Consider the following 17,707-nt stretch of genomic DNA (forward strand, 5'->3'; position numbering starts at 1 on the left):
AGACACTCTTCAAGGTTCCTTTTTGAAAATATCATTATCACATATAGAGGACAACTCTCGACATTTATTTTCCGAGATTTGCTGGAAAAACCCAGTCTTGAAGCAGGCTGATGCCATATTTAATTAAACGTTTGATTAGTGTTGAGATAACGGGGAATTAGTTGAAAAAGGATCGTTTATGGAGAAATCGTTCGTTGGAATGAATGGAGAGATGGTTTGCATTAATATCTGCTGAAATTGTTGACAATCTTTTTGCCCGTTTAGGAAACAAAAGCCTGAGATAGTAGGGACTCCAGCGGATGTAATCAAACGTTTGATTAGTTTTTTCATTAAGGGATTTACTACTACAAAACTGTCCTACCTAGGAAGATCTCTACTTTTTTAATAGATTTATCTGTGGAACCTTTTGATTGAAATATGGTTGTGCCTGAATGGTTAATCTTATCAACGTTTCCTTTAAGAACTGCTATTTCAAATATAAAAGTTGTAGTTTTATTAAAAAGATTGATCATTTAAAACAAAGTTCGATTATATAAAATAAAGATTGATAATTTATAATAAAGTTTGATTAAAAATTCTTTTTTGCAGAATTTTTTTCATTAACTATATTGGCAGGTTAGTTGTTCTCGAATTACACTTTACATATACTCACTTTTATGTTAGATTACTCAATAATAAATTTGACAAAGGGAGGTGCAAGCAATGTTAACTGTTTTTAGAATTCTGTTTGGTAAAAATGTAAAAATTGGTAATGGTTTAGCTGACAAAGGGAGTAGTCTGTCCTTTTTTATGCTATACAACCATACAAAAACAGTTATCGGAGCTTTACCTCTATGGCAAATAAATTACAAGGCAATGACTTAGAGTCCTTATTTATTTGTGCATATTTTTTATTTAAAGTTCGGCACCGATAATTCTATCGGTGCTTTTTTTGTGTTTATTTTTAACTTAAGGGATAGACAACTCCTTTCTATTTACTCCTATAAAACTAGAGAGTCTTATGGAAGGATGAGAAAGATGCAATTAAAACAAAGCAATAAGTATAGAAGAATAAAAGAATTCTTAAGGGAACATAATTACCCTAATTTTAGATTGAAACAAATATTGAATGCCATTTTTCAAGAAAGAATAAATAAATTCAACGAAATGAATGTACTTCCAAAATCGTTAAGAGAAATTTTAGTTAAGGAATTTGGAGAGTCTATTTTAGATGTTGTTCCTTTAAAGGAACAACATTCTGAGCAAGTCACTAAAGTCTTATTTGAAATTTCAGGAAATGAAAAAATAGAAACGGTAAATATGAAATATAAAGCTGGGTGGGAATCATTTTGTATATCTTCTCAGTGCGGATGTAATTTTGGGTGTAAATTTTGTGCTACAGGTGACATTGGATTAAAAAGAAATTTGACTTCAGATGAAATAACTGACCAAATCCTCCATTTTTACTTACAAGGCCATTCAATTGATAGTATTTCTTTTATGGGGATGGGAGAAGCGTTAGCCAATGTACAAGTTTTTGATGCCTTAGATGTACTCACTGATCCTACGCTGTTTGCTTTAAGCCCTCGTAGGTTATCTATTTCAACTATTGGTATTATACCAAGTATAAAAAAAATGACTCTGAATTATCCGCAAGTCAATTTGACGTTTTCGTTACATTCTCCTTTTAATGAACAACGAAGTAAGTTGATGCCGATTAATGATAGGTATCCATTATTAGCTGTAATGGATACCTTAGATGAGCATATACGAATAACATCAAGAAAAGTATATATTGCTTATATTATGTTACCTGGTGTGAATGATTCTATTGACCATGCTAAAGAAGTAGTAAGTCTATTAAAAGGTCGATATAAAGAAGGACGTTTATATCATGTAAATTTAATCAGATATAACCCAACCGTCAGTTCTCCTTTAAGGTTCGGTGAAGTTGATGAAGGCCATGTTGTTAATTTTTACAAAAAATTAAAATCATCAGGTATTAATGTGACCATTAGAAGTCAATTTGGAATTGATATAGATGCTGCTTGTGGTCAATTGTATGGAAATTATCAAAAGAGCAACAACCAGTAATTTGAGGTGAAGATGATGCTGTATTGTATTCTATAAAAAAATTTGTTAATATAAAAATACAATGTTGAGAGGACTGATGGATGGACAATGATTAACTAATCGATATTTTTATTTGAAATGAATAACTTCAAACTACAAAATATAGGATTAGTCTATCCATTTTTATAAATCGTTTTACACTTTATTTGTCATGATTCCAATGGCAAAAAAGAACTTATTTACTATTAGTGAAAGACTAATCCTTCCAATTACAAATTGGGAGGATTTTTTATTCTCCCATAGTTAAGGTTGATATTTTTTAATCTGTAACTTTAATCTAATAAATAAAGGAGAGAGAGAAATGAGCAATTCAGACACTATTGTTACGCATGTAATACTCCGTATAAGTCGTTAATATCCATCAAACTTATACGGAGAAATTTAGAATAGATGGATGTGCCGACTTTGTATAAAAAGCAAAAAGTATTGATATACAAAGGAGGAATTATAATGTCAATGATACAAGTTCAAGACTTAACTTTTTCTTATCCAGGTAGCTTTGAAAATATTTTTGAAGGTGTAAACTTTCAAATAGATACGGATTGGAAACTTGGATTTATCGGTAGAAATGGGCGAGGTAAAACAACATTCTTTAATTTATTATTAGGGAATTATGAGTATAGTGGGAAAATCATTTCTTCGGTAGAATTTAATTATTTCCCTTATCCAGTTTCGGATAAAAACAAGTATACCTATGAAATCTTTGAAGAAATTTGCCCCCAAGCAGAAGATTGGGAATATCTTCGTGAAATATCCTATCTAAATGTTGATGCCGAGGTCATGTACCGACCATTTAAAACATTATCAAATGGAGAACAAACAAAGGTGTTGCTTGCTGCACTTTTTTTGACTGAGGATCAGTTTCTATTAATTGATGAGCCAACCAATCATCTAGACACTGATGCACGAAAGATGGTCTCTGATTATCTAAGGAAGAAAAAAGGGTTTATTTTAATTTCACATGACAGAATCTTTTTAGATGGATGCGTTGACCATATCTTATCTATAAATAGGGCAAATATTGAAGTTCAAACTGGTAACTATTCTTCTTGGAAGTTAAATTTTGACAGACAGCAGGAACACGAAGAGGCAACAAATCAGCGTCTACAAAAAGACATAGGGAGATTAAAACAGTCTTCCAAGCGTTCAGCAGGTTGGTCTAATCAAGTGGAAGCTTCCAAAAATGGGACAACGAATTCGGGTTCTAAGTTGGACAAGGGTTTTGTAGGACATAAAGCGGCAAAGATGATGAAGAGAGCAAAGAACCTTGAATCAAGGCAACAAAAAGCTATTGAGGAAAAGTCAAAACTGCTAAAAAATGTGGAAAAAACCGAGTCATTAAAATTAAAATCATTGGAATTTCAGTCAAATGAATTGATTGTTTTGGCTGATGTGTCTGTTAAGTACGATGACCAAATAGTGAATAAGCCAATTAGCTTTATAGTTGAACAAGGTGATCGGATTGTACTTGATGGAAAGAATGGAAGCGGAAAAAGTAGTATCCTAAAACTAATTCTAGGAAATCCGATACAGTATACAGGCTCAATGAATTTAGGTTCAGGCCTCATAATTTCCTATGTCCAACAAGATACTTCTCATTTGAAGGGACTGTTATCGGACTTTATTGAAGAGCATGAGATTGATGAAACGTTATTTAAATCCATCCTACGTAAGTTGGATTTTGACCGAAATCAATTTGAGAAAGATATATCTCATTATTCTGGTGGACAAAAGAAAAAGCTGCTTATAGCCAAAAGTTTATGTGAAAAAGCTCATTTATATATTTGGGATGAGCCGTTAAATTTTATTGATATTTATTCGCGCATGCAGATTGAAGAGCTTATTCAAAGATTTAATCCCACAATGGTTATTGTTGAGCATGATCAGGCATTTCAACAAACAGTTGCAACAAAAACTATATCTATGTAGTTAAATATGAAATATTGAAGATATAATCTGTAAATCAGGTTATTAAACTCTATGGTGTTTTAGTTGAAGAACGAAGCTAAAATGATTTTTTGTACAAAGATGGTTTGGCATAGTCCTAATAGCGACTATGCCTTTTTGTGTTTCCCTAGGTTAGTGAACTTTCCTAGTAATAGGAAAGAAACATAAATGTAGAAGGTTCATTTAGTTGGTATGATGTAATCAAACAAAAGGAGGTCAACATTATGACGAAAAAAGTTTTATTGGTTTGTGGTGCTGGAGCTTCATCTGGTTTTATGGCGGCAGCTGCTCGAAAGGCTACCAAAAAATTAAATATAGATATTGAATTTAAAGCTAAAAGTGAGTCCGAAATTGGTGAACATTTAAACAGCATTGATTTACTGTTAATTGCACCGCATTTGAAATACATGATTGACGATGTAAAAGGTGCATGTGAAGAAGCAGGCGTTAAATACGGCATCATTCCACAAAGAGTGTATGGGTCCTTAGACGGTCAAGGTTTAGTTAAAGTTGCCGAAGAACATTTACAGGGCGGTGATCAATAATGGAGCAAATAAGTAAAGAACAACTGGCATTAGTTTCTATGAATGTCATCCTACATGCTGGTAACGCACGCGATTATGTTTTTCAAGCCGTTGACAAAGCCTCAAATGGAGATTTCGATCAAGCAGATGAACTAATGAAACAAGCAAATGACGAAATCGTTACTGCTCATAAAGCTCAAACAAATACGCTGCAACTAGAAGCTGAAGGTATTGATATTCCGTATTCACCGTTATTCGGCCATGCTCAAGATACATTGATGACAGTTAAATCAGAATTGAACATTATGCGGGAGATTATTAAACTTTACAAAAGAATCTAAGGGGTGAAAAAGATGGATAAATTTATGTCCTGGATGACCGATCGTTTTGCACCACGGGTGAATAAGATCGCGAAAAACCCTTGGGTTGCATCCGTCCAAAGCGCTATCTTGACGGCAATGCCGATGGTTTTTATCGGTTCGTTTGCTACCATATTGTCAATTGTTAAGGATTATTGGAAGGGCTTTCCTGATTTTTCTTTACTCAGTACGTTCTCATTTGGTCTATTCTCGTTATTTTTAGCTTATTTAATACCAGAAGCAGTCATGAACAATAAAGGCCATAAGGAAGTTTCCAAACAAGCAGGACTTGCCGGGCTGGCGTTTTTCTTAATACTGGTCTATCCAACCATCACGGCAGAAGGTCAAATAAGGTTTGATTTAAATTCATTCGGCACAGCTGGCATGATTGCTGCTTTGATTGCCGGGTTATTTGTTGGCATTGTCATGAATCTTTTCTCCAAATGGAAAATCATTGGTGAAGATTCTGCCATTCCAGACTTTGTTGCTACTTGGTTTAACACGTTAATTCCGATTACGTTGATCTTATTAGTTGGTTGGGTTTTTACATTTGAATTGGATATCAACTTATATCATGTAGTCAATTCCATCTTTTCACCGTTAATTAATCTTGGACAAGGGTTCTGGGGATTTGTATTGGTGTTCTTCCTTGGCTTCGCATTCTTGTATACGTTTGGGATTTCAAGCTGGGTTTTATATCCGGTTCAAATTGCGATTGCTTTACCAGCTATTGCCCAAAACCAAGCAAACTTTGAGGCGGGCAAAGCAGTAACGAATATCTTTACGAACGAGGCAGCCGCTATATTCCTTATCGGCGGAGGCGGCGCAACTTTAGCGCTTTGTATCATGTTAGCATTTATGGCTAAATCACAAAGATTAAGAATGATCGGAAAAGCATCTCTTATTCCTTCCATATTTAATATTAACGAACCAATTGTGTTTGGTGCGCCGATTGCCTTTAACCCAATTTTGATGGTACCAATGTGGATTATTGGTTTAGTAGGACCTATTTTGACTTGGATTGTCATGAAAATTGGTTTGGTGCCAATTCCACACAAACCATTTCAACTTTGGTACACACCTGGACCGATCCAAAGCTGGATTGTTACTGAATCCATTCGTGGATTAATTTTCTTCATTATATTGTTTGCTATTTCGTGGATTATCTATTATCCATTTTTCAAGATTTACGATAAACAAGCCGTTCAACAAGATTTAGAATTAGCAGAGGAAGGAGAATAACATTTATGAGACAGAATAAATATGCAGCTTTTCCAGAAGATTTCTTGTGGGGCGGTGCCATTGCCGCAAGCCAAGCCGATGGTGCATACAGTGAAGATGGGAAATTGCCCAATTTATCCGATGTTCAACCATATCTCAAAGGAATGTCAAATGAAGAAATTCAAAAATTGGAAATGCAAGGCATGACTTTAGAAGAAGTAAAAAAGAATCTTGTCGATACAACCCATTACTATCCTAAACGCCATGGTATTGACTTCTATCATACTTTTGAAAGCGATTTAGAATTATTAGCCGAAATGGGCTTTAAAACTTTCAGAACATCCATTGATTGGTCAAGAGTTTTCCCTAACGGGGACGAAACCGAACCAAACGAAGCAGCTTTAAAGCACTACGACAAGATGATTGATAAGATGAAGTCACTCGGAATCGAACCAATCATAACCATGCTGCATTATGAAACACCCATTAACATCACATTGCAGTATGGTGGTTGGAAAAATAAAGAAGTCATTGATATGTTTGAACGTTATGGTAAAGTGTTGTTGGAACGCTTTGGAGATCGAGTAAAGTATTGGATTGTGATTAACCAAATTAACATGATTCAAATCGAACCATTCTTGTCTTTAGGTATATGTAAAGATCAATATGATCATATTGAAGAGGCAGAATATCAAGCCGTTCACAATCAAATGGTAGCCTCAGCTAAAATTCGAAAGTACGCTAAAACATTAAAATATGACTTAGAAATCGGAACAATGGTTGCTGACGGAACTGTCTATCCATATTCATGTAAGCCAGATGACGTTGTGTTGGCCATGCAGCATAATCGAATGCAATATTTCTTCACAGATGTTCAATTTCGTGGCGAGTATCCGAGATATGCTTTACATTACTTCGAAGAAAACAATATTCATCTTGATATTACAGAGAATGAAATAACGCTGTTGAGAGAAAATACGATGGATTACCTTGCCATTTCCTATTATTTCTCACAAATGGTTGATTCAACGAGGAATGTGAATAAAGCGGATTCAACTACGGTAAATCCAAATTTAGAGGCTAACCCATGGGGCTGGAATGTGGATCCACAGGGGTTATATCATACACTTTCTCACTATTGGGATCGTTATCAGAAACCAATTGTTATTGCAGAAAACGGGTTTGGAATGTACGACAAACTTGAGGACGGCAAAGTTCATGACGATTATCGTATATCCTATTTAGGTGATCATATCGAACAAGTTGGTCGTTCCATACAAGATGGCGCTAATGTTATTGCCTACTGTGCTTGGGGACCAATTGATATTATTAGTTGTTCTTCACAACAAATGTCAAAACGTTACGGTTTTATCTATGTTGATTTAGACGATGAAGGTAATGGATCTGGGGATCGAATGAGGAAAGATAGTTTTTATTGGTATAAACAAGTCATATCAACGAATGGTTCAGAAGTTTAATACACAAAAAGGGGGAGGTGTAGGTATGCTCCCTTTTTTACTATATAAGGACTGATTTGATGAGCAAAACCGATATGTTACTAGATTATCTTAAAAAACATTCAAGTAAAGACTTTATATCCGCTAAAACATTAGCTGATTTATTAGGCGTAACGGATCGAACAATTCGCCATTACGTTAAATCAATAAATGACGAACAGCCTAATCTGATTGAGTCCAGCAGAGTAGGATATAGGATAAGTGATCATACTGCCAAAGTTGTTAAACATTTAGAAAATGCCAATCACATTGATAATCGTCGTTTTTATATTCTCAGACGACTTATTAAGAGTTCTGACCGTGGCTTAGACCTATTCGACTTAGCGGATACGCTGTATATCTCAGACGCAACTATACGTGCTGATATGAACTACCTCAATCGTTTAGTGACTAAAAATGGCTTACAAATCATTCAGCAGAATAATCGTTACGTGCTTACGGGGGATGAGAAGAGTCGTAGGAAAGTGATGATCGATTTAATTGACTTCTCAAAACCAACAAAAACATCCATTGATGAAGAAGTTCAAAAACTCTTAGGGGACGTCTCGCTTCAAGAGTTGATGAAATTAAGTAAGAACAGTTTTGAAAAGTATAGTGTTCATCCAAACACGTACTTCTTCAAAAACTTCATCGTACATTTAGCTATTGCGATTGACCGTGTAACTGATAACGAACAATTAGAACAAAGTTCATTCCTAATCAATAATCGAAATACCACAAGTTTCAAAATCGTTAACGATATAACAGATAAACTTAACAAAATATATAATACTCAGTTTTCTCAGGCGGATAAAGACGAATTGGCGATTCTTTTTTATGGCCAAATAAAAGATGATGAGAAGTCATTGGATGATTATACTAACAACAAAGTTTCTCAAGCATTAGAACATGCCATTCAAGAAATTGGGGAAGTCTACCTGCTTGATTTTAACGATGATCATTTTAAAACACGGCTATTAATCCATGTGCAAAACTTATACAATCGTCTAATGCAAAACAAATACACAAGAAACCTGAGTGTATTGAATATCCGGATTAAACACCCGATTATTTTTGATATTGCCGTATATCTAGCTTCGGTGCTGTCGAATGATTTGAACGTTGAAATTAATGATGATGAAATTGCTTTTATTGCTTTACACATTGGGTCATTCTTAAATAGTCAACAAGATGAAAATAACAAAATTAAAACGGTTATTATCACACCAGCATATCTTCGCCAACAAACTGAAATTGAACAGTATATTCAAAAACGTTTTGATGATGATTTGGAGATTGAAGGGACTTTTGAAGACATTAGTGATTTGAATCCGCTAACGTCTCCTGAATTAGTCATAACAACGCAAAATGCTGAACATTTTGGAAATGGTTTTGCAACCGCTAATGCTGAAATAGTGTGTATTCACGAATTTATGACTAAACGCGATACTGCCTTAATCAGGCGTGCAGTTGAAAAAATCAAACATAACAAGTATTTAAACTTTCTCAGAGAAAAAATGCCAGAATTAGTTAGAGAGAAGTTTTTCTTCAACATTAGTGATGACTCCCCAAAAGAGCAAATTATGAAGACTATAGCTGATGTCTTTCAACAGAACGGTTATGTAGATGAGGACTACCTGAAGAAATTGAATGAACGCGAAAAAGTTTCTTCTACTGCTTTTCCAAGTGGTGTAGCAATTCCCCACACAATGAAGTTTGAGGCAAAAAAGACAGGTTTAATGATTCTAAAGCCTGTCACTCAAATTGATTGGGATAGTATTAAAATTAAACTAATCATTGGAATTGCCGTCAACAAGGAAGACTCACAAATGTTTAACATGATTTTCCCTCGAATTATTGAATTGATTGCAGAACCGTATAACATTAACTATCTTGTTGGGGCGGATACTAGACATGAACTTATTCATCGTTTAATTGAATTAATGGCAAAAGATAATTACTTTTCGGAATAGTCCGTACTGATTAGTGGAGTTAATATAAAAATGTGGAAACGATTTGGTTTGGATGTTAATAAGATCATGGAAAAAGATACTTTTTTTAAAAAAAGATACCACTTTACAAGTAAGTTATTTCTTTTGAAAATTCCTTTCGATTAATAATTCTCCCGATAGAGAAAGGCAATTAAATCGGCATCCTGTTCGATTTGACCGCTTTCTCTCAGGTCCGAAAGGATGGGGCGCTTGTCTTGACGGCATTCGCCCCCGGGTTTTAACAGCTGAAAGGACACAAGATTCCTGCGACTTTATTCGTGGGAGGGTTCAAGAGAAAGATGAGAGCTGCAAGTATCGTCTACATGCAGTCCCTTCCACCAATCTCTACTTAATAATAAGGCCGTGCCTTTTGCTCCGCTCCGCCCCTTTTCCATACAAAAAAGAGCCTTGCCTAAAGGAGTTCTTTACCACTCCTTCTGGGCAAGGCATAAACTATTCTTTTATTTACCTGTTAAAGCGGTATACGCATTTGCTTCGCCCGATCCAAAAAGAGGGTCATGGCCCTTTTTCCCATAATCAAATGCCGTCTTTTTGATAAGTGCCTCCACTTGGGATGGGGTATAATCCGGATGTTCAGCCTTAATTACTCCCGCGATTCCAGCTACTTTTGGTGCAGCCATAGAAGTTCCATGTAAGTAAGCGTAGTTAGGAGTTAATGTCGTTGCTTTATTTGGCGGTAAATTGGTTGGCCAAGTTGATAGCGTCCGATACGTAAAATCACGTTTAGCTAAATCACGTGTGGAATCATAGACCGGTCCATTGTCTCCCCCAGGGGCCGCTACATCGATAAAACTATTTCCATAGTTCGAATAGAATGCTAACGTATCCCTTGACCACTTATTGGAAGACGACACGGTCATAACTCCTGGAGTACCGCCTGGTGTCTCAATAGCTACACCTTTATAGATTAGATTTTCATCCCCATATGCTGCATTCATATAGTCAGTGAGTGACTTTTTATCAGCATAATTTAAGGATTCATTCCCCGCAGCGGCGACAACGGTTACCTTTTTATTTAGTGCATACTGGACAGCCCGTTTCCAAAGGATGACATCAGCGACATCATTATAACGAGTGCCTTCATTGTAATACTTCAGATTATCGAACCCGCCAATCGACATGTTAATAACATCGACTCCATCGTTCGCAGCTTCAATGATTGCTGCTACGATTGGGGCAGTTGGAGCGTTTCCACTTGAATCAAAAATACGGTAAGCACGAATTCCTAAGTCAGGACCGACACCCTTTACTTTCCCATTACCAGCGATTGAACCAGCCACATGTGTACCGTGACCATTCGTATCTGTCACATCACTAGGATTACCCTGTTCTGCTGGAACACTATTATTATAGCCACCTGCTGGAACAAAGTTCTTACCTCCGATGAAGTTTGCCTTTAAATCTGGATGACTTGCATCAATACCAGAGTCGATAATTCCAACAACGGCCTTATGAACCACACCGCTACTTGTCTTTGTTCCACCGGATTCTACTGCATACGATTTCCCTTCATTGGTTAAACGGTGCATATCCCACTGCAGGCTCCAATATGTACCATCGGAATCTTCTTGAAGAGTTACAGGTTTACCATCAGCCCCCGCGGGATCACCATCGGTTATTTTATAGGACTTTTCAACATTGACAGCAACAATTGAGTTTGAATTCAATTGGTTGAGAAAACTAGGATTTGTTGAGCGAACTTCCAATCCACCAATCTCTTTAATTTCTCTTACTACTTCTCCACCAGCTTTTTTAATCGCAGTTTGATAGTCTTTAGGTAATGACTGACCATAAGCAATAAGGTAATTTTTACTTACAGTCTGTTCGCTTGCAAATGTGTGGGCACTAGTTGAAAAAGATAATAGAGACATTGCCAAAACACTACTAGCTACAATAGCCAGTCCCCTTTTTTTATTTCTCACAGAAAAACCTCCTCTATTCATTTCCTAACATTGTAATTTTATATCCATCAGTGATAGTTTGAAACAAAAAGTTCTCGATAAAGAACGACATTATCGATGGAAATTGACTAATTTTGTCAATCCAGGGGTCAGACCCCCACTCAGCTAAAGTTTAAAGCGGTAAAGGGTCTTAAAGCAGGCTGCTTCCATATTTAATTAAACGTTTGATTAGATTTTTATAAAGAGAAGGAGGTTGAAATTTGTCTGTACGGACGGGAAGTGGTTGAAAAAGCTAGAATGGAATTGGTTACCCATATTATTCCCGTCAATATTTTTAAGGGCTAAGGAGTATAAACGCCTATGTAACAAGGCTTTTTGCGTATTTAATCAAACGTTTGGTTAGGAAGAAACAGGGGTAAATCTAGTCGAAATATTAGACAGTTTCGCTGTGTCACTGGTGGATATTGTCCATTAGAGCTCTCCTATTAGACAGTTTCGTCGCGATACTCGGGGATATTGTCCGATAGGTCTCTTCTAATAGACAGTTTCACCGAGGCACTGGTGGATATTGTCCATTAGAGCTCTCCTATTAGACAGTTTCACCGAGGCACTGGTGGATATTGTCCATTAGAGCGCCCCTATTAGACAGTTTCACCGAGGCACTCAGGGATATTGACCATTAGAGCTCTCCTATTAGACAGTTTCGTCGAGATACTCGTGGATATTGTCCGATAGGTCTCTTCTAATAGACAGTTTCACCGAGGCACTGGTGGATATTGTCCATTAGAGCTCTCCTATTAGACAGTTTCACCGAGGCACTGGTGGATATTGTCCATTAGAGCGCCCCTATTAGACAGTTTCACCGAGGCACTCAGGGATATTGACCATTAGAGCGCCCCTATTAGACAGTTTCACCGAGGCACTTAGGAATATTGTCCATTAGTGCTCTCCTATTAGACAGTTTCACTAGGACAAGGGGCCTATCCCCGGGTTACTCAAGAGAAAGGTAAGAGCTGCAAGTATCGTCTACTTGCAGTCCCTTCCACCAATCTCTACTTAATGATAAGGCCGTGCAACTTCTTTCTGGCCCCACTTCGCCACTGCTTTACTGCAGAAATAGATACCTGCTCCTGTTCAGCGATTTCTCTAATCGATAAAAACTGCAAGCAGGAGGCGAGGACCCATTTCGTTTCTTTTTCTGTTAGACCTTGACAATAGGAGAGCAGCAGCTCGATTTCAAGTGGTTGGGGGGAGTCTTGATCCTCAATAGTGTCCCAATACTCTTCTTTTGGATAGAAGCTTTTGTCTTTTTGTTTAGTTGCAGTGCTTAGTTCCGTTAAAATTTTCCCTTTGATATACGAATAAGCATAATTACTGAATTTCCCCTTTTCCCCATCAAAGCGATTACTAGCTTCCCAAAGTCCTATTAAACCTGTTTGATAGAGCTCCTCCTGGTTATGATAAATATTTAGTGAGTGAATGATTTTATGAATCATCGGTTCATATTGTTTGGCTAATTGCTCAAAGTTTTCCACTTGCCAATCCTTTTGGGTAGCGCGCTTCCGATTATTCCTAGGTAGCTCTAACATACAGCGAAAAAAGAGTTTCATCGAACTTCCAAAATTCATTTTTGAAGCGAAAAAAGGGATGAAAATGCATTTTTAGCTCTCAAAATTAACTTTTAAGCTAAAAAAATGCATTTTCGAGCATTTTTATATAGAAATTCAGTTTTTAGGTAATTTCTTGATTTTCGATACCATTTATAATGAAATACAAATTCTGACATTGTTTTTAAGCAATAGAATGGGAAAAGTGATTATAGAAGCAGGCTGACGGCATTTTTAATCAAACGTTTGAGTAGTGTTGCAATAAAGGAGAACCAGTAGAATCATGTAGGTTCTTAAGAATGGAGTCATTTTCTGTAGGATAATGTCCTTTTTTCTGATAAAACCTTAACGGTTCATTGACAAAATTTTTTCTCATCAGATGGATATATTCCCTATATAGCAATGTTTACAAAGAAATTAATTAAACGATTGAATAGTATATCATAAACGGAAAATGATCGATATTTGTCCTTTAAGAGGGCGTCAAGGCTTAGAATCTTATGGAGTGCAAGTCTCCTGTCATTAGTTGACCGATTCGGATGACTAGCATATCCAATGGGGAGGTACCAGGCACTTCTTCAATGGATTGTCGAGTTCCTATTAAAACCACATGGATAAGTTGTCGTTGATTTTAGGCAGTATTTCATTAAAAATCTCAAGAAAAATATTCACCAGCATAGCGGCTGCTGGTATGAAAAGGATGGTAAAACTGACATAAGCAAGTTTCTGCCTGCCTTTTGACCCGTCCATCCAATGGGTGAAACGTTCAACGGAAAAGGCCAACAGTAACGCACCAATAAAAAACAAAGCGGAAAATAAACCGATTGCCAGTGGTGCTTGAGGCCCGAATAATTCATTGTTTGGATTGGACAAAAACAAAGGGATGCCATACAGGATCAAGCTCACCAACCCATTATAAAATCCCTTACGGACCCAGTTCTATCTCGAGGTTTGAAAAACAAGAGTATAAATGATGCTGTTCGCCAATGTTGCGGCAATCCCAAGTATGACGAGGAGGAGTGTACCAGAAAGGTGAAATCCACTCGCCATATGCGGAAAGAAAAACGCAATGATTCCCATCACCAATCTCAACAACAGTCCAAAAATAATCCCGACAGGAACGGCTGCCAGAAAGGATATGCCAAAATTCCTGAGAATTCTTTGCCATCGCTTTAAACCTAATCCATTTACTCCTTCTCCATTAAACTGCCCTTTCATCCAGATGACCCCTTACTGTGGTTTATTTCGTTCAAAAGAGTATATTCACCACTTTCGATCCATACGAGTAAAAGTTCATTAAAACAGAAAATTCCATTTCAGTAGCCAGCAAAAGTTCCTTTTTTAAAAAAAGGTTATTTTTGAGGTAGTTCTCGACATTCTTTTAGGCATTTGAAGGGGGGAATCTAGGATTGAATCGTACCGAGGCTATTTTCAATCAAACGTTTGATTAAAAGGGAGATTTGTGGAGAATGGTCGAGGTTTGTCATTCCATAGAAGTGTTCTGGTTTTACTATAGTCAGAAGGACGAGCAGACAGGAATCTGGTCCCGATTACTTTTTAATTAAATATGCGAGAACTGGAATAAATGGAATAACTAGTCAAACGTGAACACCTTGTTTTTCGGGCTTCTTATTGTTATAGAATGCTCCCTTAGCAGAATGCTAAGGGAGATTGATGTTATTTTAAGACCCCATTATTGTAAAAATAATATGATTTTCCTGAAATCGTCACCCAGCCAGTCGCCATAGCACCGCTTGCGCTCAGGTAATACCAAGAGGAGCCATTCTTCACCCAGCCAGTCACCATGGCGCCGCTTGCGTTCAGGTAATACCAAGAGGAGCCACTCTTCACCCAGCCGGTAGCCATGGCGCCGCTTGGGTTCAAGTAATACCAAGAGGAGCCGCTCTTTACCCAGCCGGTAGCCGTGGCGCCGCTTGCGTTCAGGTAATACCAAGAGGAGCCACTTTTCACCCAGCCTGTTTGCATTTCTCCACTGGTGTTGAAGTAATACCAGACATTCCTAATCTTTTGCCAACCGGTTTGCCTTGCACCTTTTTCATTAAAGTAGTACCATGTTCCTCCAACCTTCACCCAATCTGTTTTCTTCTCGTAAGTGTTTGGATCATAGTAATACCATGTTCCGTTTTCTTTCACCCAGCCTGAGGGTTTTGCTGCTGTAACGGTCACGGTTACTGCTTCGCTAATATTGGCAAAAGGATCGGTAACTGTAATCGATAATTTGGTACCTACGGTTTGAGCAGAGATGGTTACGGCGAACTTGCCGCCTTCATTAACATATCCATAACCCAACAAGGTCTCATTTGTTCTTACATACACCCATGCTTCAGGCTCCGCCTGTCCTGTCACAGATGTATCCTTGTCTGTTACTTCATTGACAACTGGTTTTTCTGGTGCGGTTACATCTATTACCATGATGGAATTGGCTCCGCTAACGTGATTGGCCTTATCTGTTGCGGTGACTGTTAATCTGGTACCAGCTTTCTGAACAGGGATTGCAACTACGAATATGTTATTTTCGCCAGTGATTCCTGTTCCTATAACCATCCCATCTTTTTTCACATCTATTTTTGTACCTGCTTCCGATGTCCCTGTGACATAGGTATCCGTTTCAGTTACCTGTTTGACTATGGGGGTATCTGGTGCGGTTACATCTTTTACCACCGCATTTGCCGCCTCACTCATGTTTTTGGCTTCATCTGTTGCGGTAATTTTTAATATGGTTTCGGGTTTTTGAATAGGAATCGTAACCTTGAATGTCCCATCTGTTCCGGATATAGCTGATCCAATTATTTTATCATTTGCTTTTACTTCTACCTTTGACCCTTCCTCCGCAAAACCGGTGACAGAAGAATCCTTATCGGTTACCTCATTTACGATCGGCATTGCAGGAGGTGTTACGTCTTTTACGGTAACAGCTGCCGCTTCACTCCTGTTTTTAGCTTTATCTGTAGCTGTAATCTTTAATTCAATCCCGGCTTTTTGAACAGGGATTGTAACGGTGAGTGCACCATCCGCTCCGGCTGCAGCAGTACCGATTACTGTGCCATTTGCTGTTACTTCAACTGTTGAACCTGCTTCCGCAAAACCGGTGACAGAAGAATCCTTATCGGTTACCTCATGTACAGCCGGCATTGCTGGGGGTGTTACGTCTTTTACCACAACGGCTGCTGCTTCACTTACATTCCCTGCTTTATCTGTTGCGGTGACTGTTAATTCCACGCCTGGCTTTTGAACTGGGATGGCGACCGTGAAGGTACTATCCGTTGCGGCTAGCGTTGAACCAATCACAGCTCCGTTCGCTTTCACTTCTACCTTTGAATTGGCCTCTGCTTCCCCTGTTACAGAGGTATCCTTGTCGGTTACCTCATGAACGGCCGGCTTTGTAGGAGGAGTTATGTCATCCGTAACCTCAAAGCTTTTTGGTTCTTCCCTACTATTATTTCCATTCCCGTCTGTTGCAGAAATATAAAGTGACTTAGTGCCCGGTGGTGTCGTTAGGGGGAACGTATATGTTCCAATCCATTCATCTCGTTCAGGATCATAGGTTACAGGGAGTTTCTCCTCGCAAACATTTTGACTCCAAATACATGCCTCTACGGATTTAATAACATACTTCTCAACAATTTTTGCATGGAAGGTAAAGGGTTGGCCAGGATTCACAATCTCTGGGTCAATCGTAATTTCCTCTATATAAGGCGGAATCCAATCTCCTCCACTTGGGTCTGGATTTGTGACATAAATGGTCTCATATGTAAGTTTACCAGAGAGATTTCCAAGCATATCATACATGCGAAAGGTAAGGACCCATGCCCCATTAAAGTCATAGGGCTCTATTTTATAATAGACTTCCCAAAGCCCTGTATCACTATTGTACGTCAATGGTATTTCCTTGGTTGATGCTCCGTACATCTTTGCAATTACTTGACTAACTCCAGATTCATCTGAAACTTTTGCCGAGATGAAAAACGTATCTCCAACCGTTACTTCCTTTGGTGCAACGGTATAGTATTCAAGCACAGGACCGCTAGTATCATCTGTAACACTTGAGTCTCCATTTACCTCTTTTATAGCTTTTTTCCTAATGGAACTTAAATCAATCTGATATCGGATACTTGGATCCGCTTTTTCTCCGCTGATTTGATTGCTTTGTTGGATTGTTTCTGCATTATTCAGTTTACCTTGAGGCATGAAGTTTGCTAATCCTGCTCCAGGCAGGCAGAGCATAAGAATCAAAAAAGAAAAGATTATTTTTTTACCCAAAACTTCCCCTCCTTAATATGTAACCTTTCTAAGATTATACTTTATATTTAGCAATAAATTCCATAGGTTAATAGAGAAATGGAACTGTATTTTAAGTTTTTTCTTTTAGATGGGACGTGGGGATAAAAGAATTCCGCAAGTGAGATGCCACCGTTTTTGCGGCTAACTAAGTATACTAGAGAAGAACATAAACAAATAGGCACCTTGCGGGGGATTGGTCAAATTCTAGTTCAGTCGCTAACCGTGG

General features: G+C 37.7%; 13 protein-coding genes and 1 pseudogene. 8 read left to right on the top strand and 6 right to left on the bottom strand.

Annotation, left to right across the window (positions count from 1 at the left end):
• The first annotated feature begins 702 nt into the window (after positions 1–702).
• The 8 genes from RTR43_RS18335 (at position 703) to RTR43_RS18370 (ending at position 9,632) form a co-directional block, all read left to right on the top strand.
• Positions 703–864: a hypothetical protein gene (locus RTR43_RS18335; RefSeq protein WP_176699795.1), complete on the top strand. Its 162-nt coding sequence runs from the start codon at positions 703–705 to the stop codon at positions 862–864.
• Positions 865–1,017: 153 nt separating this feature from the next.
• Positions 1,018–2,073 (top strand): Cfr family 23S rRNA (adenine(2503)-C(8))-methyltransferase, encoded by a 1,056-nt coding sequence (locus RTR43_RS18340; protein WP_312473666.1) that lies wholly within the window; start codon positions 1,018–1,020, stop codon positions 2,071–2,073.
• A 489-nt stretch (positions 2,074–2,562) separates the two neighbouring features.
• Positions 2,563–4,041, top strand: a complete 1,479-nt coding sequence (locus RTR43_RS18345) for an Lsa family ABC-F type ribosomal protection protein (protein ID WP_312473667.1) — start codon at positions 2,563–2,565, stop codon at positions 4,039–4,041.
• A gap of 242 nt (positions 4,042–4,283) precedes the next feature.
• The gene (locus RTR43_RS18350) at positions 4,284–4,604 is read left to right on the top strand and encodes a PTS sugar transporter subunit IIB (RefSeq protein ID WP_312473668.1); all 321 of its coding nucleotides are present in this window, start codon (positions 4,284–4,286) and stop codon (positions 4,602–4,604) included.
• Positions 4,604–4,924 (top strand): PTS lactose/cellobiose transporter subunit IIA, encoded by a 321-nt coding sequence (locus tag RTR43_RS18355; protein WP_312473669.1) that lies wholly within the window; start codon positions 4,604–4,606, stop codon positions 4,922–4,924. Before RTR43_RS18350 ends, RTR43_RS18355 begins: the two co-directional genes overlap by 1 nt.
• Before the next feature lie 12 nt (positions 4,925–4,936).
• Complete coding sequence (locus RTR43_RS18360; RefSeq protein ID WP_312473670.1) at positions 4,937–6,184, top strand: PTS sugar transporter subunit IIC; 1,248 nt, start codon at positions 4,937–4,939, stop codon at positions 6,182–6,184.
• Between the two features lie 5 nt (positions 6,185–6,189).
• Positions 6,190–7,641, top strand: coding sequence for a glycoside hydrolase family 1 protein (locus RTR43_RS18365; protein ID WP_312473671.1), 1,452 nt, complete (start codon positions 6,190–6,192; stop codon positions 7,639–7,641).
• Between the two features lie 59 nt (positions 7,642–7,700).
• Entirely contained in the window at positions 7,701–9,632 is a 1,932-nt protein-coding gene (locus RTR43_RS18370; protein WP_312473672.1) for a BglG family transcription antiterminator, read from the top strand.
• Positions 9,633–9,775: 143 nt separating this feature from the next.
• Here RTR43_RS18370 and RTR43_RS18375 read toward each other — a convergent pair.
• The 6 genes and pseudogenes from RTR43_RS18375 to RTR43_RS18400 all read right to left on the bottom strand — a co-directional run.
• Positions 9,776–9,877, bottom strand: a pseudogene (locus RTR43_RS18375) (DnaB-like helicase C-terminal domain-containing protein); the annotation flags it as partial.
• A gap of 234 nt (positions 9,878–10,111) precedes the next feature.
• Entirely contained in the window at positions 10,112–11,593 is a 1,482-nt protein-coding gene (locus tag RTR43_RS18380) for a S8 family peptidase (protein ID WP_312473673.1), read from the bottom strand.
• 1,031 nt (positions 11,594–12,624) lie between these two features.
• Positions 12,625–13,107, bottom strand: coding sequence for a sigma-70 family RNA polymerase sigma factor (locus RTR43_RS18385; protein ID WP_312473674.1), 483 nt, complete (start codon positions 13,105–13,107; stop codon positions 12,625–12,627).
• 672 nt (positions 13,108–13,779) lie between these two features.
• Entirely contained in the window at positions 13,780–14,088 is a 309-nt protein-coding gene (locus RTR43_RS18390) for a hypothetical protein (protein ID WP_312473675.1), read from the bottom strand.
• Positions 14,089–14,118: 30 nt separating this feature from the next.
• Positions 14,119–14,397, bottom strand: a complete 279-nt coding sequence (locus tag RTR43_RS18395; protein ID WP_312473676.1) for a hypothetical protein — start codon at positions 14,395–14,397, stop codon at positions 14,119–14,121.
• Between the two features lie 459 nt (positions 14,398–14,856).
• Positions 14,857–17,460, bottom strand: a complete 2,604-nt coding sequence (locus RTR43_RS18400; RefSeq protein WP_312473677.1) for an Ig-like domain-containing protein — start codon at positions 17,458–17,460, stop codon at positions 14,857–14,859.
• Between the last annotated feature and the right edge of the window lie 247 nt (positions 17,461–17,707).

Origin of the sequence: Neobacillus sp., from assembly GCF_031988165.1 — a bacterium.
GTDB lineage: Bacteria > Bacillota > Bacilli > Bacillales > Cytobacillaceae > Neobacillus > Neobacillus rhizosphaerae.

Bases quoted from the DNA above. Each gene is read 5' to 3' on its own strand.
- RTR43_RS18395 (WP_312473676.1), bottom strand. From the start codon at position 14,397: ATGAAAGGGCAGTTTAATGGAGAAGGAGTAAATGGATTAGGTTTAAAG.
- RTR43_RS18365 (WP_312473671.1), top strand. From the start codon at position 6,190: ATGAGACAGAATAAATATGCAGCTTTTCCAGAAGATTTCTTGTGGGGC.
- RTR43_RS18350 (WP_312473668.1), top strand. From the start codon at position 4,284: ATGACGAAAAAAGTTTTATTGGTTTGTGGTGCTGGAGCTTCATCTGGT.
- RTR43_RS18370 (WP_312473672.1), top strand. From the start codon at position 7,701: ATGAGCAAAACCGATATGTTACTAGATTATCTTAAAAAACATTCAAGT.
- RTR43_RS18345 (WP_312473667.1), top strand. From the start codon at position 2,563: ATGTCAATGATACAAGTTCAAGACTTAACTTTTTCTTATCCAGGTAGC.
- RTR43_RS18335 (WP_176699795.1), top strand. From the start codon at position 703: ATGTTAACTGTTTTTAGAATTCTGTTTGGTAAAAATGTAAAAATTGGT.
- RTR43_RS18340 (WP_312473666.1), top strand. From the start codon at position 1,018: ATGCAATTAAAACAAAGCAATAAGTATAGAAGAATAAAAGAATTCTTA.
- RTR43_RS18360 (WP_312473670.1), top strand. From the start codon at position 4,937: ATGGATAAATTTATGTCCTGGATGACCGATCGTTTTGCACCACGGGTG.
- RTR43_RS18355 (WP_312473669.1), top strand. From the start codon at position 4,604: ATGGAGCAAATAAGTAAAGAACAACTGGCATTAGTTTCTATGAATGTC.